This window comes from Acinetobacter sp. YH12134 (genome assembly GCF_013418555.1).
GTDB classification, from domain to species: Bacteria; Pseudomonadota; Gammaproteobacteria; order Pseudomonadales; family Moraxellaceae; genus Acinetobacter; species Acinetobacter indicus.
In genome coordinates this window covers 26,044-47,032 of the sequence record NZ_VPBT01000011.1, presented here as the reverse complement: position 1 = coordinate 47,032, position 20,989 = coordinate 26,044, and the positions used below count along the sequence as shown (strand labels likewise).

Here is a 20,989-nt window from a genome sequence, read left to right as displayed (position 1 = left end):
ATACATCCACTTGAGTATATTGTTTGGTGACATCGTATTGAGGTTGTAAGATGGATGAGAATAAAAGCAAGGCGCTAAATGCTGCCCTAAGCCAGATTGAAAAACAGTTTGGTAAAAACACAGTAATGCGTCTTGGTGACAATACCGTACAGGCTGTAGAAGCAGTATCTACCGGTTCATTAACGCTGGATATTGCGCTCGGTATTGGCGGTTTACCCAAAGGCCGTATTATTGAAATTTATGGCCCTGAATCTTCAGGTAAAACCACAATGACCCTGCAAGCCATTGCGGAATGTCAAAAAGCCGGCGGCACCTGTGCCTTTATTGATGCCGAACATGCTCTTGATCCTCAATATGCGCGCAAACTGGGTGTAGATATTGACAACCTGCTGGTTTCACAACCGGACAACGGTGAACAGGCACTGGAAATTGCCGACATGCTGGTACGTTCAGGCGCAATTGACCTGATCGTCGTCGACTCTGTTGCGGCCCTGACCCCTCGTGCCGAAATTGAAGGCGAAATGGGTGATTCACATATGGGCCTGCAGGCTCGTCTGATGAGCCAGGCGCTACGTAAAATTACCGGTAATGCCAAACGTTCTAACTGTATGGTGATCTTCATTAACCAGATCCGTATGAAGATTGGTGTGATGTTTGGTAGCCCGGAAACCACCACTGGTGGTAACGCACTGAAATTCTATGCCTCAGTACGTTTAGATATTCGCCGTGTTGGTCAGGTCAAAGAAGGTGATGAAATTGTCGGTTCTGAAACCAAAGTAAAAGTGGTGAAGAACAAGATGGCACCTCCGTTCCGTGAAGCGCTGTTCCAGATTCTGTACGGCAAAGGTGTGAACCATTTAGGTGAACTGGTCGACCTGGCTGTGCAGCAAGAGATTGTGCAAAAAGCTGGTGCTTGGTATTCATATCAAGGTGAAAAGATTGGCCAAGGTAAAAACAATACCATTCGCCATCTGGAAGAACATCCTGAACTGGCACAGACCATTGAAAAACTGATTCGTGAACAGCTATTAACCACAGGCAACGTGGTTGAAGAAAAAGACGAAGAGGAACCTGACTTTTCATTAGATCTGTAAGACTCAACTGTTGAGACTTTAGACATTACACAATACGCCCTACGGGGCGTTTTGTTATTATGCTGATGGCCCTTTTCTGCGAGATGCTTATGTCAGATGCGAAATTCACTAAACTGTTGGACTATGAAACCTTAAAGCAGCAATTTGGCGATGCAGAAGATCAGCCAGCACCATCTGTATCTGCAACTGCCCCGCCTGAATTTGATCCTGAAGAACGTTTATTCGATCATAATAACAGTCAGGAACACAAACCCAGTTTAAGCGGTTCACGTTTGCGCTCTTATGCCTTTGCAGTCCTGACCCGTAAAGAATATTCCAAAGCTGAACTGATTGAGAAACTGGCGCTGTATGCAGAAAACCGCGAAGAAGTGGTCGTTTTGGTCGATGAACTGTCACGCGAGAATTACCAGAGTGACCAGCGTGTGGCCGAAACCCTGCTGTCCAGCCAAAAGCGCAAAGGCAAAGGCCCCAATCAGATTAAAATGAAGCTGAAAAGCAAAAAAATTGATACCGCTTTAATTTCAGAAGAACTGAAAGAAACCGACTGGGTGCAGCAAGCCTACGAATTAAAAGTTAAAAAGTTTGGTCCTGATGTCACGAAAGACCCGAAACTGAAAGCCAGACAGATCCGCTTTTTAATGTATCGTGGTTTTGAAATGGATGCGGTTATGAAAGCCATTAACCGTAAAGCAGAAGATTAAAGAGTGAATTGATAGATATAGATAAGCATACAACTAGGATGAAACATCGAAAAATATAGGAAAAGAATATAGGGATTAAATCGAAAGGAAATTAAAAAGAAAAAAGCGATATTCTAAGAATTATAAAAATGGTGGCAACCCTACCAGCAAAGCTTCGGCACATCCCACGTCTGCTACCGTTGCTACCTTCCGGTCCTGGCGGGGTTCACAGGGTGAAATTGCGAAGTAACCGGCAGGGCTACCATTGCAGAAACAGAGTATAGACAATTTTATTGAACTTGCAAGTCCTGATTGCGCTTTTATATAAATCAGCCATCTATTTGATTATTAAAAAAACAGTTTGTATTTAATTGGTTATTTTGCAACAGAATTCCGAGAATTTTGACAGATGCCTAATTCATGACAACTTTGTAAAAGCTTATTGCAATTCGGGTTCGGGCCGTTTTTAATGTGCACATGATGATGATTTGGAATGAGCTCTTTCCTGACCGCACATTCCCAGTAAAGATAAAAGATGGATATGAAAATGATGCTAAAAAAGCATACGCTCTGTGCACTCACCCTGCTCTGCTCTGCGCCAGCACTGGCCAATATTCCCATTGAATCACGCGGCTTAAGCCAGAACAGCGGCAGTGCCAGCACCCCGGCGGCCATTGGCGCCTCCAATAGTGGCGCTCCGGTCACCACCAACCTGAACTGGCAATTGATGCAAAAAAACCAGCAGCTTGAAAATGATATTCGCACCCTGCGTGGCAAAATGGAAGAACAGGAAAACGAGATTGCCCAGCTCAAGCATGAACTGACCAACCGTTATACCGATTTAGACCAGCGTCTTGAACTGCTGAACCAGAAAATTGATCCGGAAGCGGCACCTGCTGTAGAGGAGGATAATCAACAGGATAGTTCTCCCAGTACAGCCAGCAGCAGCCAACCCGCCAGTAACCCCGTAAATAATACCGCTGCCCCAGCGCCAGCAGCGACCACCGTGGTTAGCACACAAAGTTCGACGGAAGAACTGGAAAAAGCGGCCTATACCATCGCTTTGGATGCCTATAAACAAGGCGGTGCAAAAAAAGCCATTGCCCCGATGCAAAACTTTATTAAAAACCATCCGAATAGCGTGTATATTAGCAATGCCTATTTCTGGCTGGCCGAGTTTAATCTGGCAATTGAACCAACCAACTACAACGAAGCCAAAAAGAATTTTGAAATTGTTGCCAGCAAATATCCAAATTCGTCTAAAGCCTCTAATGCGGTGTATCGTCTGTATAGCATTGCCAAAAATGTCGACAAGAATGATGCACTAGCCGCGCAGTATCGTAGCACCCTGCTGACCAAATACCCGTCTTCCCAGGAAGCCAGCTTTGTGAAAAGCTCATAACCCAAAAGCCTCAGATGAGGCTTTTTTTTATAACAGCAGGATCGTGTTTAACGATGGGTATGTACTGACATAACAATGCCCATCCCGGCCAGCAGACTGACCACAGCCGTACCGCCATAACTCATTAACGGTAATGGATCGCCGGTTACCGGTAAAATCCCGCTGACCATACCGGAGTTTAAAAACACAAAGAAGAAGAAGGTCAAGCCAACTGCACCGGCATATAGGCGACCGAAATTATGAAAACAGCTCAGGCTGATAATCAGGCAGCGGATAATAATTGCAGCAAACAGCGCGAACAGTAAAAATACGCCAAAGAAGCCAAATTCTTCAGCATAGGTCGACATAATAAAGTCAGTATGATGCTCCGGCAAATAACCCAAATGCGACTGAGTCCCTTCCAGATAGCCCTTACCGGTCAGACCACCCGAACCAATGGCAATTTTAGATTGAATAATATTCCAGCCAGCGCCGAGTGCATCAGATTCCGGATCAAACAGGGTTAAAATCCGTTTCTTTTGATATTCCTGTAATAAAAACATCCAGGCCAGCGGTGCAACAATGGCCATCGCCGCAAATGCCCCGCCAATTAAACGCCAGGACATACCGCTCAGAAACAATACAAAAATGCCTGGAATAATCAGGCCAATGTTCAAGTCCGGCTGTAGTGCCACCAGCACAAAAGGAATCCCGAGCAGTACCAGCGCACCGACGATTTGCAGAAATTTGGGTGGAAACGGTTTACGGGCAAAATACCAGGCCATCATCAGTGGCATGGTAAATTTCATGAATTCACTGGGCTGCATACTGCCAATACCGGGCAGACTGATCCAGCGTTTGGCCCCCATGCGGGTTTCACCAATCAGCAGCACCAGTACCAGCATGAGCACGGCCAGGGCATAAAAATAGGGACTGGCGGCCTGATAGACCTTGGGCGGAATCTGCGCACAGATAAACATGGCAATAAAGCCGATACCAAAGCTGATGCCCTGACGCATCACCATTCCCATATCCTGTGCGGTGGCACTATACACCACCATCAGCCCTAAAATTGCATTCAGGATCAGGAAGCATAATAGCCAAGGATCGAGGTGTAGTTTGGTCCAGCGAGAGGTATCGCTTTTAATGCTTCTTCCATCACGTAAAGAGTGACGTAAAAAACGATACTGCTGAGAAGGTATCATTGCGCCCCATTCAATCCAGATAACAAATCATCGGCAATTATAGGATGAACTATGCGCAGAGTGAATCGGAAATACACACCCGACTCATGATTTCAGCAAAGATTTTTTATGCAGTACTTCCGGCGTGCTGGGCTTGCAGAATTAAACGCGCCAGCTCCAGATCATCGGGATAGGTAATTTTAATATTGTCCGAGCGTCCCTGTACCACCTGTACCGGATAGCCACCATGCTCCAGCGCACTGGCTTCATCGGTAATATTCACCTCTTGCGCCAATGCCTGTTCAATCGCGCGTTTTAGCTCACCTAAGCGCGCCATTTGCGGGGTTTGCGCCTGCCACAGCTGGGCACGGTCTACTGTGGTCTGAATCTGCTGCTGCGTCTCTACGCGCTTGAGGGTGTCACGGACCGGAATGGCCAGAATGGCACTCTGGTTGCTGTGTACCGCCTGATTCACCAGCGCATATAAGTTTTCAACCGCCACACAGGGACGCGCGGCATCATGCACCAGCACCCAGTCTTCATCCGATGCAATAGCAGATAAATACTGCAAGGCATTCAGTACCGAGTTGACCCGCTCTGCGCCACCCAGACAAAAATGAGCTTTATCCTGATGTGCAAACGGCAAACGCTGGGCCACATCATCCTGCGCACCAATGGCCAGCACATAACCTGCCAGCGGCAACTGATTTAAACGCGCTACCGTATGCTCCAGCACCGTGTGGTCCTGGATCATCTGATATTGCTTGAGTTCGGATTTGGAAAAGCGACTGCCCGAGCCTGCTGCCGGAATAACGGCCCAAAGTTTATGGTGTAGGGGTTGTTGCAGCTGGCTGTGGTGCTTCATTGGTACGTAAATCTACCTGGGCATTCGGATTGATATAAATCGGCTTATATTGGGTACTGATGGTACTCATCTGTACAAAAGTTTCATGTGGTTTAATTAAGCCCAGATCAAGACGGGCATGTTCTTCGATGGCTTCTACACCATTTTTTAAATCATAAACTTCCGCGGCCAAAACCCGGTTACGTTCTTTTAATTCATTATTGAGTTCGGTTTGTTGTTGTATTTTCTGGGTCAGTTCCTGATGTTCACGATAACCACCTTCACCAAACCAGTATAAATATTGAAACCCTGCGATCAGAACGATCGCAAGGCCCAACAGTACTTTACTCGATTTCGAGTCGAATACACTTAACATTGACATCTGTCGCTTAGTTTAAACCTTTAAACTCAGCTTTACCGCGATATGCAGCATTCGTCAATTCTTCAATACGAAGTAATTGGTTATATTTCGCTACACGGTCAGAACGGCATAGAGAACCAGTCTTGATTTGACCTGCTGCTGTACCTACTGCAAGATCGGCAATGGTCGAGTCTTCAGTTTCACCTGAACGGTGAGAAATAACAGTCGAGTAACCATTGGCTTTTGCAAGGTAGATGGCATCTAAAGTTTCAGTCAAGGTACCAATCTGGTTGTATTTAATCAGAATCGAGTTACCCACTTTTTCGTTGATACCGCGTTGCAGGATTTTAGGGTTAGTCACGAACAGGTCATCACCGACCAACTGGATCTTGTCGCCAAGAATTGACGTCAGGTAAGACCAGCCTTCCCAGTCAGATTCATCTAAACCATCTTCAATTGAGATAATTGGATATTGGTTTACCAAGCCAGCTAAATAGTCAGCAAACTGGTTGCTGGTGAATGCTTTGTTGCCTTCGCCTTCCAGTACGTATTGACCATTCTTGTAGAATTCAGAAGATGCACAGTCAAGCGCAAGCATCATGTCAGAACCTGCCTTGTAGCCAGTCTGTTCAATTGCTTCAAGAATTACGGTAATTGCTTCTTCGTTTGAACGTAAGTTCGGCGCGAAACCACCTTCATCACCTACAGCTGTGTTCAAACCTTTTTTCTTTAATACTGATTTTAACGCATGGAATACTTCAGCGCCTGAACGTAATGCTTCAGCGAATGAAGTGAAGCCTACTGGCTCAATCATGAACTCTTGGATGTCAACAGTGTTGTCTGCGTGCGCACCACCGTTCAGGATGTTCATCATTGGCACAGGCATAGTCAAAATGGTTTGACCACGTAAATCTGCGATGTATTGGAAAAGAGGAATTTTCTTTTCATCAGCAGCAGCGCGTGCAGCAGCCAAAGATACGGCTAGCGTTGCGTTTGCACCTAATTTTTCTTTGTTTTCAGTACCATCTAAAGCAATCATCGTATTGTCGATGTCTTTTTGCTCAAATACTGATTTACCCACCAGCGCATCACGGATTAGCGTGTTAACGTTGTTTACGGCAGTTTTCACACCTTTACCTAAGTAACGTGCTTTATCGCCATCACGAAGTTCTAAAGCTTCACGAGAACCAGTTGAAGCACCAGATGGTGCACATGCACGGCCAACTACGCCAGATGCTAAGATTACGTCTGCTTCGATGGTTGGGTTACCACGAGAGTCCAAAATTTCACGTGCACGAATGTCAACGATTTGGCTCATGAACAATTCCTCAGTTGATTGAATAATAGATGCTGTTGCGGGCATCAATGAGTATCTAACTTTTTGAATCCTTTAACTAAAGTATCCAATTCTTTTAATTGCGCCAAGAATGGCTCTAATTGTGACAGGCGCAGCGCACACGGGCCATCACATTTGGCCACATCCGGATCTGGATGCGCTTCCAGGAATAAACCTGCAAGACCAGTCGCCATACCAGCACGCGCCAGTGTGGTGATTTGCGCACGGCGACCACCTGCTGAATCGGCACGACCACCCGGCGTTTGCAGCGCATGGGTCACATCGAAGAAGACCGGTACATTCATCTCTTTCATGATGTCAAAGCCCAGCATATCGACCACCAGATTGTTGTAACCAAAGGCTGAGCCCCGTTCACAAAGAATCAGTTTGTCATTACCAGCTTCCAGACATTTATGCAGGATATGACGCATTTCATGCGGCGCAAGGAATTGGGCTTTTTTAATGTTGATGATGGCCTGTGTTTTGGCCATAGCTTCAACTAAATCGGTCTGACGGCTTAAAAAGGCAGGAAGCTGAATAATGTCAGCAACTTCAGCCACCGGCGCAGCCTGATACGGCTCATGCACGTCGGTGATAATCGGAACATTGAAGTGTTTTTTGATGTCTGCCAGCCACTCAATCCCTTTTTCCAGGCCTGGGCCACGGAACGAGTTCAGGCTTGAACGATTGGCTTTATCAAAGCTGGCCTTAAAAACGTAAGGAATATTCAAACGTGTGCAGATATCAATATAGGTTTCTGCAATTTCAAAGGCCAAATCTTTGGACTCAAGTACGTTCATGCCGCCGAATAGTACAAATGGCAAGTGGTTTGCCATTTGTATATCGCCTAAACGTACAACTTCTTGTGCTTTTAATTGTGACATTTAAACTTCCTGGTTTATTCCTTTTACCGCTTAGTGCTTGTTTTGGTACTGCTTTTTGGCAGCATCAATAAAGCTTGCAAACAGCGGATGTCCATCACGTGGCGAGCTGGTAAATTCTGGGTGGAATTGTACCGCAATAAACCAAGGATGTTGAGGGATTTCAACTGTTTCCACCAAGTGCTGTACTGGTGAATAACCTGAGATTTTCATGCCTTTTTCTTCAAGAACAGGAATATAACGGTTATTCATTTCATAGCGGTGGCGGTGACGTTCAATAATTTCTGCTGAACCGTACACTTCACAGGTTTTGGTGCCTTCAACCAGTTCTGATTTTTGTGCACCTAAACGCATGGTACCGCCGAGGTCAGAATCAACTGAACGCTGCTGTACTTCACCACGCTCATCTAACCATTCGGTAATCAGACCAATTAATGGAGATTTGGTTGAGCGGTTAAATTCAGTTGAAGTCGCATCTGCAATACCGGCAACGTTACGTGCGTATTCGATCACGGCAAGCTGCATACCTAAACAGATGCCCAGGAATGGTACACCGTTTTCACGTGCATAACGGATGGCCGCCATTTTACCTTCAGTACCGCGCTCACCAAAGCCGCCAGGGACCAGAATTGCGTCAGCATCTTTCAGTACGGCTGCAACGTCCTGGCTTTCCAGGTCTTCTGCATTGACATAGTCAATTTGTACTTTGACACGGTTTTGAATACCGGCATGCAATAATGCTTCGTTCACCGATTTATAGGCATCTGGCAGTTCAACGTATTTACCAACCATCGCTACACGTACGGTGTATTCCGGATTCAGTAAGGCTTCAACCACGTTATCCCAGTCAGACAGGTCTGCTTCTGGCACATCAAAACCAAAACGTTCACAGATCAGATCATCAACATCCTGCTCATAGAAGGTACGTGGAATTTGATAAATGGTTTTGGCATCTTTACATACCACCACTGCACGCGCTTCAACGTTGGTGAACAGTGCAATTTTGCGGGTAGTATCTGCGTCTACATCGTGCTCAGTACGGCAGATTAAGATATCTGGCTGAATACCGATTGACAGTAATTCTTTAACCGAGTGCTGGGTTGGCTTGGTTTTTAACTCTGCTGCAGACTTGATGTATGGCAACAGGGTTAAATGCATCAGCATGGTACGTTTATGACCGAGCTCAACCATGAGCTGACGGACCGATTCCATGAATGGGAGAGATTCAATGTCACCGACCGTGCCGCCAATCTCAACAATGGCAACGTCATAACCTTCACCTGCGCGAAGGACACGCTCTTTAATATTATCTGTGATGTGTGGAATCACCTGAACGGTACCGCCCAGATAATCACCACGACGCTCTTTATTTAAGACGTCTTGGTACACGCGACCTGATGTGAAGTTGTTTAACTTCGTCATCTTCGCACGACGCAAGAAACGTTCGTAATAACCCAAGTCTAAGTCAGTTTCAGCACCATCCTCTGTGACAAAAACTTCACCATGTTGGAAAGGACTCATCGTCCCTGGATCGACATTGATGTATGGATCCATTTTGACCATGGTTACTTTCAAACCACGGGCTTCTAAAAGTGCAGCAACTGAAGCAGCTGAAATACCTTTACCTAGTGATGAAACAACACCACCAGTCACGAAAATAAAATGGGTCATTGGGTTTCTCGTACAATCGAGCCTAAACTGGCCTGCAATGTTGCGCAATTTTACTTTACTCTGCACCTATAAAGCAAAGTCATTCCGCATCAATTCATAGAACAATAAACAATTGGCTATTCTATCAGCATTTCCGATAAAAAATTAGATTTTATTCATAGGATTTTCATCTGATTTTTTGCTGTTATAATACGCGCATCTCGTTGAACCCTCCTTTTTTAGATTATGAACAAAAAATTTTTGATTTGTGGTGCAATTGCAACCAGTTTATTCCTGAGTGCCTGTGTTAAAAAAGAAGCACCTCAGGAAGAAGAACAGGTTGAAGTTGAGGTTCAGCAAACTGAGCAGATCACTGAGCCAGCCCAGTTCGAGCCACTTGAAGCAGAAACGCCAGAAGTGTCTGAAACTGAAGCGCCAGTGGAATACGAAGTTGAACGTACTGAAACTGAAAACACCACAACTGAAATTCGTCGTGAAGTGACGCCACGTGAACCTGCGCCAGCCCCTCAGCCAGCTCAGGCCGCTCCTGCTGAAGACAAGCCGGTAGAAGCCCGTCCAGCCAACCCGGACCCGGACAGCCAGTCACAAGATGACGCTGTTGCCGCAGCCATTGCCGCAGCAACCCCAGCGCTTGAAAACTGATTTCAGCCTTCAAGCACTGTTGCATAAAAAAACCCAGTCCATGTACTGGGTTTTTTATTGGCCTTTTTATGAAGCTATTCCATTCAGGAATAAGAACGTTCACCCTGTTGATGCTGGTTCTTTAAATAATCAGCCATTAAACGTGTGGCCCAGGACTGTGGCGCACCTAAACCTTCATAAAAACCGCAATGACTGCCCTTTTTGGTGGTCACCACCATAATATTTGGCATTTTCTGAATACTTTCTTTATACGGTTCCAGATTTTTAATATGACAAACCGGATCATCTTCGGCGTTTAAAATCATCAGGGGAATTTTGACATTCTGGAACACATAAATCGGGTTAATGGCTTTGCTATAACTTTCATAATCATGATAGCCGGCCATCTCAAAATAGGCCTGTTCAAATTCGGCCAGGTTTTGCGCGGTAATGACTTTGGCCAGCGATTTGGTTTTCTGCCAGCTACTCCGATAAGGATCAATAAAGGCCTGAATCACCTTTTTGGTCATGACCTTACTATAAAACGGATGAACATGGTTAAAGCCGATTTCGGTGTCATACCCCGGGCACAGTGCAAAAGCAGCTTTTAGCGGCGTTTTGTCGCCTTCTTCACCTAAGTAACGCACCAGCAAACCGGTACCGGCCGATGAACCTACCCCATATAGGGCAGAAACCGGGAATTTTTTCTGAATAAACTGGATCTGTTCCCGTAAATCTTCGGTGGAACCAAACAGGCAGATTTTCGGAACCGGCATAGGCAAGTTGGCATGACCACGGCGTAAACATAAGGCAATACGCCAGCCGGTCTGCTGATGTAAATCCCGCACCAGCTCGCTCATGCTCTCGGCAGTTCCGACAATGGTGTGCATTACAATAATGGTTGGGGTGCGTGGTGGCAGATGCAGACCGTACCAGGCAATAGCCGTTACGCCACCATCGGACATGTTCAGCTGCTCAATGGCATCGTAATGCAGGCGGATGGTTTTTTTCTTGATTAAGTCAAAATAAAGCAGATGCGCATGGGTATTGGACAGCCACGGGGTTGGCCGGTATTTCTGTTTCAGTTGCGGTAAAACATCTATACAGCGCCGGATTTGACCTTCGGGATTAAAATATAAGGTCGGTTCTGCGGCGCCGGTCCATTCATCAATCAAGCGCTGGGTGAGCTGGGCCATTTTCTGGATCACAAATTTCATGTTTTGTTCCCCCCTTTTATGGTTTGGCTTATATCATGCTAGTTCTCTCATGTTATGAAGTCAGTTGAGTTCAGGGCTTAGATCAGGTGGGCATAAATTGTGCCATCCGTTGTCCCATCTCGGCAGCCAAAGCTTCGAGGCCGCTTTTAGGACGAATCATCACTTCAAAATCAATGATCTGACCTTGATCATTGAAGCGGATCATATCAATACCCTTGAGTTTTTTATCTCCCACCTGGGCAGAAAACTCAAGCACAACATTGTTACCGTCTGCAGCATAAAATTCACGGTGATAGCTAAAGTTCTCAAAGACCTGAATCACGTTGGTCAGAATAAAAAATACCACCTGCTTGCCGGCATAAGGCTGATAGGCCACCGGAGAACGAAACACCACCTCATCGGCCAGCAGTTCATTCAGGATGGCCATATCACGCTGTTCAAGCATCTGGTGCCAACGGGCAATCGCGGTTTTGGTGATGTGTAAGGTCATTTTGGGGTCCTTTTTTATTTTGATATTTCATTGCTATATAAACTCCCCCTGAGCAAGTTTTAAAGCATTGCTTTAAAACGAAGTGCAAGAAAGGGGGATTTAGAAGGGTTTTTCTACAAGAATCCCTCCCAACCTCCCTTTTTCAAAGGAAGGAGTTGATTCTATTCAGTGAATTCCCTCAGCTTCCAGAAGATGAGCAACCCTGCTGCACAGGGCAGAGGCGGTTATTCACCCTCTCCCCAGCGCTCTTCCATAGGGAGAGGGAGAAGGAATTAGATTAAATTTTCGCCGCCAACTCTGCGCCCTGACGGATTGCGCGTTTGGCATCTAGCTCACCGGCTTCCTTGGCACCGCCAATCAGATGCACATTTTTACCCGCAGCTTGCAGCTGATCGTACATGGCGGTATATGATTCCTGTCCGGCACAGATCACCACGTTTTCAACTTCCAGCAGCATCGGCTGGTCATTGACCGTAATATGCAGGCCCTGATCATCAATTTTCTGATAGCTTACGCCTGCCATCATTTTAACATCGCGGTTTTTTAAGCCGGTACGATGAATCCAGCCGGTGGTTTTGCCCAGGCCTGCTCCCACCGAAGATGCTTTACGCTGCAATAAATAGATTTCATGATTGGAGGCTTCTACCTGTGCCGGTTTCAGGCCACCGACATGCTCATATTCGGTATCAATCCCCCATTCATCATAGAATTTTTCCGGATTCAGACTGCCACTTTCACCAGAATGACTTAAGTATTCTGCGGTATCAAAACCAATTCCACCGGCACCAATAATCGCAACCCGTTTCGCCACCGGTCGACGCTCTTTCAGCACATCCAGATAGCTCAGAACTTTAGGATGATCAATTCCTTCAATCTCCAGCTGACGTGGAGTCACCCCGGTTGCCACCACAATTTCGTCAAAACTGCTTTTGCTCAGCTCATCAAAGCTGGCCGTATGGTTCAGTTTTAGCTGAATGCGTGGCTGCAACTCAATTTGACGTTTGAAATAACGCAAGGTTTCATAAAACTCTTCTTTGCCCGGAATGGTCTTGGCAATATTAAACTGCCCGCCAATCTGGTTAGAGGCTTCAAAAATCGTCACTTCATGACCACGGTCTGCCGCATAAATTGCAAAGCTTAAACCGGCTGGACCCGCTCCAATCACCGCAATGTTTTTCGGCTGGCTGGCTTCTTTAAAGATCAGTTCGGTTTCATGACAGGCACGCGGATTGACCAGACAGGAGGCAATTTTCATGGAGAAAATATGGTCCAGACAGGCCTGGTTACAGGCAATACAGGTATTAATTTCATCGCTACGGCCCTGCTCGGCTTTCACCACAAAATCGGCATCTGCCAAAAATGGACGCGCCATCGACACCATATCGGCCTGACCGGTCGCCAGTACATGCTCTGCCATTTCTGGGGTATTAATCCGGTTAGAAGTGATTAAAGGAATTTTGACTTCACTTTTGAGCTTTTCTGTGACCCAGCTAAAAGCCGCACGCGGCACTTTGGTGGCAATGGTCGGAATACGTGCTTCATGCCAGCCAATACCGGTATTAATAATGGTCGCACCCGCTTTTTCAATTTCTTTGGCCAGCTGCACCACTTCTTCAAAACTTGATCCGCCTTCGACCAGATCCAGCATCGACAGACGATAGATAATAATGAAGTTTTCGCCGACTTCAGCACGGGTACGTTTCACGATTTCAATCGGAAAGCGAATCCGGTTTTCATAGCTACCGCCCCATTCATCATCACGATGATTGGTGCGCTTGGCAATAAACTCGTTAATCAAGTAGCCTTCCGAACCCATAATTTCAACACCGTCATAACCGGCATATTTGGCCAGCTTGGCACAGTTGGCAAAATCGGCAATGGTCTGCTGCACTTCGGCCGAGGTGAGTGCATGCGGTTTAGACGGGTTAATAGGCGCCTGAATCGCGGATGGCGCCACAATATCCGGCTGATAGGAATAACGTCCAGTATGCAAAATCTGCAAGGCGATTTTACCGCCCGCTTCATGCACGGCTTGGGTGACCACTTTATGTTTTTCAGCTTCGGCCAAGGTGTCAAGTTTATTGCCACCTGCAAAGGTTAAGCCGGCATCATTTGGAGAAATCCCGCCGGTCACAATCAGGCCCACGCCGCCTTTGGCACGCTCTGCATAGAATGCTGCCATCCGTGCATAACCATTTGGTGCTTCTTCAAGACCCACGTGCATAGAACCCATAAGTACGCGGTTTTTTAAGGTGGTAAAGCCTAAATCAAGCGGGGCTAACAGATGCGGATAATTCGACATATTCTCTCCTTGGCTGGCCAAAAGCGGGCTATTTTTATGTTAATGCAACTTGTTGCATAAATTTATATGCGAATTTTGACTTTTATGCAACATGTTGCATAATATTTTAGATTCATACTTGCATGATCTCGTCTATGTCTTTAGCCCATGTATTACTCACCAGCCTGATTGAAAAACCCAGTACGGGCATTGAACTGGCCCGGCGCTTTGATCGCTCGATGGGCTTTTTCTGGAATGCCACCCATCAGCAGATTTATCGTGAATTAAACAGCATGCTCAGCAAAGGCTGGATTTCCACTTTGGCTGAAGAAGATGCCCAAGGCCGTAAAAAAACCTATCAGGTTGAGGCCGCAGGCCGGGTCGAACTGGCCGACTGGATGGTCAAGCAAGGTCCTCCGGCGCAGCTCCGTGAAGAACTGATGGTGCGTTTACGGGCCGAAGCACAACTCGGCGGTAATGAGGTTTTGCCCGAGCTAGAGCGGCATTTACAGTTGCATCAGGAAAAATTGCAGCTGTATCAGGCCATTTATGCCAAAGACTTTGCCCAGCAGACCGACGAAAATCGTACCTTATATATTCATAAAATGATTTTACAGCTGGGTATCGAGCAGGAAATCGGCTGGATTCGCTGGCTGGACGCGGTGATTCCTGCGCTAAAAGCTTTTGATCAACAACAATAAAATTTCAAGGAATGAAATCTCATGCCGTATTATGTCATGCCCGATGGCGAAGGTTTATTTGTACGTGAATTTGGTCAGGGCCAACCGGTGCTGGTGCTGTCCGGTTTGGGCATGCACAGCTGGCAATGGCTGCCGTTTTTGTGGCCGCTACGCAAACAGTTCCGTTTTATTATTCCCGACTGGCGCGGCTTTGGCGGTTCGAAACAGTGCTGGATTCCGGAGCTGGATGCCATTTCCAGCCACTGGCAGGATGTGCAATCCTTAATTCAGCAAATGCAGCTGCAACAGTTTATAATCATTGCCTATTCGATGGGCGCGACCACCGCCATGCATGGCATGCAATATGGACAGCTGGCAACGCAGTTAAAAGCCTATCTGCATATTGATCAGACCCCAAAAATCCTGGTAGATGAACACTGGGCTTATGGCCTGTTTGGTCAGCAGCACAGCCGCTTTAAACAGATTTTATCTGAACTGTCCGCGCTATTTACGGAACACGCACATCTTCAGTGGATTCACGATTTAAATAACACAGCCAAAGATCAACTGTTTGCTTTATGGATGCAGTTTATTGAGCTGCAAAATAACAACCCTCGCCAGCGAGCCATCTTTCGTAAAATCCTGCAACAGCCACGTTTGCAACATCTGCTGTTACCCTCATCTCGACTGGACTATATGGCCTGGTATATCCGTAACTATTTGGAGCATACCGAAGATTATCGCGAGGCCTTAAGCCAGCTAAACTGTCCTACGGTGTTTTTTAGCGGGGTGCAATCGGTACTCTATCCGGTACAGGGGCAAACCCTGATTGCCCAGAGTGTGGCACAGGCACAGCAGGTGTTATTTGAAAAATCAGGGCATACTCCGCTACTGACTGAGCCGCTGAAATTTGCCCGTGAAATTAAACGCTTTTTGTTGCAGCATCAGTAAGTATCTGCATCAATATTTATAGCGCACTCAATAAAAAAGCCGAACAGTGTGAGGTTCGGCAAAAAGCAAGTGAAGATTAGCAATCAAGGCAAAGCACTAGGCAATTTTCCCATCAATAATGCCCTGCTGTTTTAAAGCCTGCAGTTCTTCAGCAGATTTAAAGCGGGACAGAATATAGGCCGTATGTTCACCCAGTTGCGGTGGTGCCTGCCGGTATTCGACCGGTGTATCTGACAGCTTGATCGGTGATGCAATCATCCTAAATTGTGCATTTAAACTGTGCGGCAAATTGACCAGCATCTGCCGATGCTGAATTTGCGGCTCAGCCAAGGCATCTTCAATCGAGTTAATTACACCGACCGGCACTTTGACCGCATGAATCCGGCGTACCCATTCCTCTACATTAATTACAGAATGCGGCGATTCCGGTCTGTGCTCGGCCCAGAATTAAGGCATGTACGTCATGGGTACCCTCATAGGTATTCACTACTTCCAGATTCACCAGATGACGCGCTACACCAAATTCATCAGAAATGCCGTTACCACCCATCATGTCACGGGCCAAACGGGCAATATCCAGTGCCTTGCCACAGTTATTACGCTTGATTAAAGATGTTCCTTCAATCGAGGCAATACCTTCATCTTTCATGCGGCCAAAACGTAATGCTGCCTGCAAGCCAAGAGCAATTTCAGTCTGCATATCGGCCAGTTTTTTCTGGATTAACTGATTGGCAGCCAAAGGACGACCAAACTGTTTACGGTCCATGGTGTACTGATGTGCGGTATGCCAGCAGAACTCTGCCGCACCCATCGCACCCCAGGCAATGCCATAACGGGCACTGTTCAGACAGGTAAACGGACCTTTTAAGCCACGGACTTCTGGGAAAGCATTTTCTTCTGGGACAAATACGTTATCCATTACAATTTCACCGGTGATGGAAGCACGTAAACCGACCTTGCCGTGAATCGCAGGCGCAGACAGCCCTTCCCAGCCTTTTTCCAGAATAAAGCCGCGAATGTCACCGACATTGCCTTCAGGTGAAACCTCTTTGGCCCAAACCACAAATACATCGGCAATTGGACTGTTGGTAATCCACATTTTTGCGCCCGTTAAACGGTAACCGCCATCGACTTTTTTGGCACGGGTAACCATGCTGCCCGGGTCAGAACCATGATCCGGTTCGGTCAGACCAAAGCAGCCAATATATTCACCCGTAGCTAATTTTGGTAAATACTTCTGTTTTTGTTCTTCCGAGCCAAATTCATTAATCGGTACCATCACCAGCGAACTTTGTACACTGGCCATAGAACGGTAGCCTGAATCAACACGCTCAACTTCACGGGCAATCAGACCATAGCTGACATAATTTAAACCGGCACCGCCGTATTGCTCAGGAATGGTCGGGCCCAGCAAACCGAGCTCGCCCATTTCACGGAAAATGGTCGGATCGGTTTTTTCATGACGGAACTGTTCTAATACACGTGGTATCAGCTTGTCCTGACAATAGGCTGCAGCAGTATCACGGATCATGCGTTCTTCTGCAGTCAGCTGCTGCTCCAGCAGGAATGGGTCTTGCCAGTCAAAATGTACTTTACGGCCTGAATGTGAATTTACCATTTGATTCATAGCTTCCTCTGCCTGAATGATGTTCTCGTTGTTTGTGTTGATACTATGTGTGAAAAATAATATTTTCAAACGAGATTTTTTAATGCAGATATGCATTCTCCGCATATCTTAAATAAGCATATTCATACTGGAGCTGCGCATCGCGCTAAAACCTGTGAAGAAACAATAAAAAATAACCAAAGTGGCGATCATAGCGCCTTCATCTATGCTATTTTCAAATACCTGTGCAGATAAAGGATGATCTGAAATGCGGCGTAATATTCCCTCTTTACAGGCCTTGCTCTGCTTTGAGTCGGCAGCCAAGCATTGCAGTTATACTCATGCCTCGCAAGAACTGTTTATTACCCAGAGTGCGGTTTCCCGGCAAATCCAGCAGCTGGAAGAATTTCTTGGCTTAAGCCTGTTTATCCGGACCCGGCATGGAGTCGAACTGACGCCTGCAGGACAGCATTATTATAAAAGTATCAAACCCTATTTACTGGGGCTGGAGCAAAGCACGCTCGATGTGATGTCGCATAAAGGATTAGGTGGCACCTTAAAACTGGGTGTGGTACCGACCTTTGCCACGCGCTGGCTGGTGCCGAAGCTGCATCGTTTTAACCAGCGCTATCCGGAAATTACCATCCATTTGGAAACCAGCACCAAGCCGTTTTTATTTAATGAAAATATTTTTGATGCGGCCATTTATGCGGGCACGCAGCAGCAGATTGATCATTGGCCCGGAATCCACACCCATTTTTTAATGAAGGAAGATGTGGTGCCGGTGTGCTCACCGCAGCTGATTGCCCGGCATTTTCCTGCGGCACAAAAAAGCCATCGCTATGGTTATAACCTGGCTGCTGAACAATTACAGCAACTGCCCTTATTACAGCAAACCACACGACCGACCATCTGGCAGGAATGGTTCCAGACCCAGCAGATTGAGCATGCCCATCCGTATGATGGACAGCGTCATGAACTGTTTTCGATGCTGGCTGTGGCCGCCAGTCATGGCATGGGCATGGCACTCATCCCGCAAATGTTGATTCAGCAGGAATTAACCAGCGGTGAACTAGTACTGGCCTCAGATCAGCAGCTCAGCGGCCGGCGCTCCTATTATCTGGTACATTCTAGTCAGGAAAATTCAGTTTTAATTCAGAAATTTGTAGAATGGATGCAACAGGAAGTCACGCACAGTATCGCCACACAGGAATCTGCCTATGCCTAAACTGATTGTTTTCTCCGGTGCCGGAATGAGCGCCGAAAGCGGGATTAATACCTTCCGTGATAGTGATGGATTGTGGGAACAGCATCGGGTGGAAGATGTGGCCACGCCGGAAGCCTGGGCCAAAAATCCGGCGCTGGTGCAGCGTTTTTATAATGAACGGCGCAAAAATATTCTGAATGCCCAGCCCAACGCGGCACATCAATTGATTGCCGAACTGGAACAGTATTTTGATGTGGCTGTTATTACCCAGAATATTGATGATCTGCATGAACGTGCCGGTAGCCAGCAGGTATTACATTTGCATGGCAATATCCGGCTGGCCAAAACCTCCGGTCCCGATGCACAAACCACTACCCGCTTTTACCCGGTTGAAGGCGCCGAGCTGGATTTGGAACGTGATGTTTGTGACGCGGGTTATCCGCTACGGCCACACGTGGTCTGGTTTGGTGAAGCGGTACCAGCCTATGCACAAGCGATTGAATGGGTGCAGGATGCCGACATTTTTATTGTGATTGGCAGCAGTCTGGCGGTCTACCCGGTGGCTGGTCTGGTTCATGAAATTCCGGCCAGCTGTCAGGCCTTTTATATTGACCCAAAAGCCAATCAGCAGCGTTTACCGGCGCAATATGAATGTATTGCCGCCACTGCAACCCAAGGTTTGGCACAGTTAAAGCCACGTCTGCTGGCGGCCCTGTAAGTTGAATCAAAACCCTCAGCCAAACACAAAAGGCTCAAAGCCAATATATGACCTTGAGCCTTTATTGTTTTACTGAAGCAGTCAGTGTCTTAACTGACTTGGGCAAAAACCGCTTCCGGTGGTGTTACTTCACTGACCAGATTATGCAGGGCGAAAATTTCATCCAGCTGTTCCTGAGTCAGTAATTCCTGCTCCAGTACCACCTGCTGAATGGTTTTGTTTTCAGCAATACACAGTTTCCCGATTTCATCACATTTGGCATGACCTAGAATCGGATCAAGCAAAGTGACAATACCGACGCTACGCATCACCGCATCATGGCAAGCCTGTTCATTGGCCTGAATGCCCTGAATACATTTCTCATCCAGACTTTTCATGGCTTGAGTCAATAACTGGATGGATTCATGAATCGACACGGCAATCACCGGTTCCATTACATTTAACTGCAACTGCCCGGCTTCGGCTGCCATGGTCACGGTCAGGTCATTGCCAATCACTTTAAAGGCAATCTGGTTCACCACTTCCGGAATGACCGGATTGACCTTGGCAGGCATGATCGAAGAACCGGCCTGCAACTCCGGTAACCGGATTTCCCCCAGACCGGTACGCGGGCCAGAACTTAATAAACGCAGGTCATTACAGATTTTCGATAATTTCACTGCCAGACGTTTCAGTGTGCTGGATAAAATGATGAACACCCCACAGTCGCTGGTGGCTTCAACATAATCTTCTGCGCCAATTAATGGCAAGCCGCTAATCTCTTTTAAAGCCTGCACCGCTTCCTGGGCATAACCTTTGGGGGTATTCACGCCCGTACCAATCGCGGTAGCACCGAGGTTAATTTCCAGCAACAGCTGACGGGTCCGGTCAATCAGTTTTAAATCTTCTTTTAACAGGGTAGCAAAAGCCCGGAACTCCTGCCCCAAGGTCATCGGCACGGCATCTTGCAGCTGGGTCCGGCCCATTTTCAGTACATACTGAAATTCAGCTACTTTTTTGTAGAAACTGTCAATCAGGTTACGCATCTGCACGAACAGATCATCCAGACTGTAATAAGTCGCTAAACGCAAGGCTGTTGGATAGACATCATTGGTCGATTGCGACTTATTAACATGATCATTTGGATGAATAGAAAAATAACTGCCTTTTTCCAGACCCAGATGTTCTAAGGCAATATTGGCAATCACCTCATTGCTGTTCATGTTAATCGACGTTCCGGCACCGCCCTGATAAACATCTAAAGGGAAATGCGCACGCCATGCGGCGGGCTGTTCAATCAACTGGTCACAGGCATACTGAATCGCCTCAGCCACCTGCGGGGAGATTTTTTCAAACTGTAAATTGGTTTGTGCAGATGCTTTTTTCACTTGCGCCAAAGCACGAATGAAATGCAGGTTTTCACCGACCTGCTGATTGGAGATCTGGAAGTTCTCCAAGGCACGCAAGGTATGAATACCATAATAACTGTCTGCCGGCACTTCTTTAGCACCCAGCAAATCATGCTCTATTCTTGTTTTCTCTGTCTGAACCGTAATCACACTGTTTACTCACTATTTCGCACCAATATTGTGCATAAGAAAATCTTAAACCTGTGCCAGCCTGAAACTACACAAGATTGATACGCTTTTTGAAATATTTAATTACACATTCTTTCTGAATGTACTGGATGTAACATAATGTAAATTTACCCCATTTTTAAGCCAGATTTAACAGATTCTCTCCATATTTGCAAAAATAAAAATATTCACCGCTTTATTCAAAATTTTGACTTAATAATTTTCCGCTC

19 protein-coding genes, 1 other RNA gene and 1 pseudogene are annotated in these 20,989 nt (G+C 46.5%); 8 read left to right on the top strand and 13 right to left on the bottom strand.

The window, feature by feature from the left end; translation table 11 throughout:
* Positions 1-50 precede the first annotated feature (50 nt).
* Together recA and FTU69_RS08055 are read left to right on the top strand one after the other, a co-directional pair.
* A complete protein-coding gene (gene recA / locus FTU69_RS08060; RefSeq protein ID WP_005178495.1) occupies positions 51-1,094 on the top strand; it encodes a recombinase RecA in 1,044 nt (347 codons plus the stop codon).
* Positions 1,095-1,183: 89 nt separating this feature from the next.
* On the top strand, positions 1,184-1,795 hold the full coding sequence (locus FTU69_RS08055) for a regulatory protein RecX (protein ID WP_180103707.1): 612 nt from the start codon (positions 1,184-1,186) through the stop codon (positions 1,793-1,795).
* Between the two features lie 138 nt (positions 1,796-1,933).
* Here FTU69_RS08055 and ffs read toward each other — a convergent pair.
* Positions 1,934-2,030: signal recognition particle sRNA small type (gene ffs, locus FTU69_RS08050), an RNA gene on the bottom strand.
* A 291-nt stretch (positions 2,031-2,321) separates the two neighbouring features.
* On the opposite strand from ffs, the gene FTU69_RS08045 reads away from it, so the two are divergent.
* Complete coding sequence (locus FTU69_RS08045; RefSeq protein WP_127800156.1) at positions 2,322-3,176, top strand: YbgF trimerization domain-containing protein; 855 nt, start codon at positions 2,322-2,324, stop codon at positions 3,174-3,176.
* A gap of 47 nt (positions 3,177-3,223) precedes the next feature.
* On the opposite strand, the gene rodA is transcribed toward FTU69_RS08045, so the two are convergent.
* The 6 genes from rodA to FTU69_RS08015 form a co-directional block, all read right to left on the bottom strand.
* Complete coding sequence (gene rodA / locus FTU69_RS08040) at positions 3,224-4,360, bottom strand: rod shape-determining protein RodA (protein WP_005178500.1); 1,137 nt, start codon at positions 4,358-4,360, stop codon at positions 3,224-3,226.
* Positions 4,361-4,466: 106 nt separating this feature from the next.
* Positions 4,467-5,204 carry a 2-C-methyl-D-erythritol 4-phosphate cytidylyltransferase gene (gene ispD / locus FTU69_RS08035; protein ID WP_104471098.1) on the bottom strand — a complete coding sequence of 246 codons (738 nt, stop codon included), beginning with the start codon at positions 5,202-5,204 and terminating at the stop codon, positions 4,467-4,469.
* On the bottom strand, positions 5,164-5,565 hold the full coding sequence (locus FTU69_RS08030) for a septum formation initiator family protein (RefSeq protein WP_075167982.1): 402 nt from the start codon (positions 5,563-5,565) through the stop codon (positions 5,164-5,166). The genes ispD and FTU69_RS08030 overlap by 41 nt, the downstream gene beginning before the upstream one ends.
* 7 nt (positions 5,566-5,572) lie before the next feature.
* A complete protein-coding gene (gene eno / locus FTU69_RS08025; RefSeq protein ID WP_016659026.1) occupies positions 5,573-6,862 on the bottom strand; it encodes a phosphopyruvate hydratase in 1,290 nt (429 codons plus the stop codon).
* 44 nt (positions 6,863-6,906) lie between these two features.
* The gene (gene kdsA, locus FTU69_RS08020) at positions 6,907-7,764 is read right to left on the bottom strand and encodes a 3-deoxy-8-phosphooctulonate synthase (RefSeq protein ID WP_005178509.1); all 858 of its coding nucleotides are present in this window, start codon (positions 7,762-7,764) and stop codon (positions 6,907-6,909) included.
* 30 nt (positions 7,765-7,794) lie between these two features.
* Positions 7,795-9,432 carry a CTP synthase gene (locus FTU69_RS08015; protein WP_005178510.1) on the bottom strand — a complete coding sequence of 546 codons (1,638 nt, stop codon included), beginning with the start codon at positions 9,430-9,432 and terminating at the stop codon, positions 7,795-7,797.
* 225 nt (positions 9,433-9,657) lie between these two features.
* On the opposite strand from FTU69_RS08015, the gene FTU69_RS08010 reads away from it, so the two are divergent.
* Positions 9,658-10,074: a hypothetical protein gene (locus tag FTU69_RS08010; protein WP_005178512.1), complete on the top strand. Its 417-nt coding sequence runs from the start codon at positions 9,658-9,660 to the stop codon at positions 10,072-10,074.
* 83 nt (positions 10,075-10,157) lie between these two features.
* Here FTU69_RS08010 and FTU69_RS08005 read toward each other — a convergent pair whose 3' ends face one another.
* The 3 genes from FTU69_RS08005 to FTU69_RS07995 all read right to left on the bottom strand — a co-directional run bounded on the left by FTU69_RS08005 (position 10,158) and on the right by FTU69_RS07995 (position 14,062).
* Positions 10,158-11,270, bottom strand: a complete 1,113-nt coding sequence (locus FTU69_RS08005) for a YheT family hydrolase (protein WP_016659027.1) — start codon at positions 11,268-11,270, stop codon at positions 10,158-10,160.
* Positions 11,271-11,352: 82 nt separating this feature from the next.
* A complete protein-coding gene (locus FTU69_RS08000; RefSeq protein ID WP_075166817.1) occupies positions 11,353-11,760 on the bottom strand; it encodes a nuclear transport factor 2 family protein in 408 nt (135 codons plus the stop codon).
* Positions 11,761-12,037: 277 nt separating this feature from the next.
* Positions 12,038-14,062 carry an NADPH-dependent 2,4-dienoyl-CoA reductase gene (locus FTU69_RS07995; protein WP_171431799.1) on the bottom strand — a complete coding sequence of 675 codons (2,025 nt, stop codon included), beginning with the start codon at positions 14,060-14,062 and terminating at the stop codon, positions 12,038-12,040.
* A 134-nt stretch (positions 14,063-14,196) separates the two neighbouring features.
* Between FTU69_RS07995 and FTU69_RS07990 the strand changes: the two genes are divergently transcribed.
* Together FTU69_RS07990 and FTU69_RS07985 are read left to right on the top strand one after the other, a co-directional pair.
* The gene (locus tag FTU69_RS07990; RefSeq protein WP_005178523.1) at positions 14,197-14,742 is read left to right on the top strand and encodes a PadR family transcriptional regulator; all 546 of its coding nucleotides are present in this window, start codon (positions 14,197-14,199) and stop codon (positions 14,740-14,742) included.
* A gap of 21 nt (positions 14,743-14,763) precedes the next feature.
* A complete protein-coding gene (locus tag FTU69_RS07985; RefSeq protein WP_180103706.1) occupies positions 14,764-15,672 on the top strand; it encodes an alpha/beta fold hydrolase in 909 nt (302 codons plus the stop codon).
* A 96-nt stretch (positions 15,673-15,768) separates the two neighbouring features.
* Here FTU69_RS07985 and FTU69_RS07980 read toward each other — a convergent pair.
* A pseudogene (locus FTU69_RS07980) lies at positions 15,769-16,071 on the bottom strand (CoA transferase); the annotation flags it as partial.
* 4 nt (positions 16,072-16,075) lie between these two features.
* On the bottom strand, positions 16,076-17,299 hold the full coding sequence (locus FTU69_RS07975) for an acyl-CoA dehydrogenase (RefSeq protein WP_180103705.1): 1,224 nt from the start codon (positions 17,297-17,299) through the stop codon (positions 16,076-16,078).
* A gap of 247 nt (positions 17,300-17,546) precedes the next feature.
* On the opposite strand from FTU69_RS07975, the gene FTU69_RS07970 reads away from it, so the two are divergent.
* Both FTU69_RS07970 and FTU69_RS07965 read left to right on the top strand, forming a co-directional pair.
* Positions 17,547-18,506 (top strand): LysR substrate-binding domain-containing protein, encoded by a 960-nt coding sequence (locus FTU69_RS07970; RefSeq protein WP_005178537.1) that lies wholly within the window; start codon positions 17,547-17,549, stop codon positions 18,504-18,506.
* Complete coding sequence (locus tag FTU69_RS07965; RefSeq protein ID WP_160241244.1) at positions 18,499-19,203, top strand: NAD-dependent deacylase; 705 nt, start codon at positions 18,499-18,501, stop codon at positions 19,201-19,203. The genes FTU69_RS07970 and FTU69_RS07965 overlap by 8 nt, the downstream gene beginning before the upstream one ends.
* An 89-nt stretch (positions 19,204-19,292) precedes the next feature.
* Here the strand turns inward: FTU69_RS07965 and aspA are convergent, their stop codons facing one another.
* Entirely contained in the window at positions 19,293-20,741 is a 1,449-nt protein-coding gene (gene aspA / locus FTU69_RS07960) for an aspartate ammonia-lyase (RefSeq protein WP_016659035.1), read from the bottom strand.
* Between the last annotated feature and the right edge of the window lie 248 nt (positions 20,742-20,989).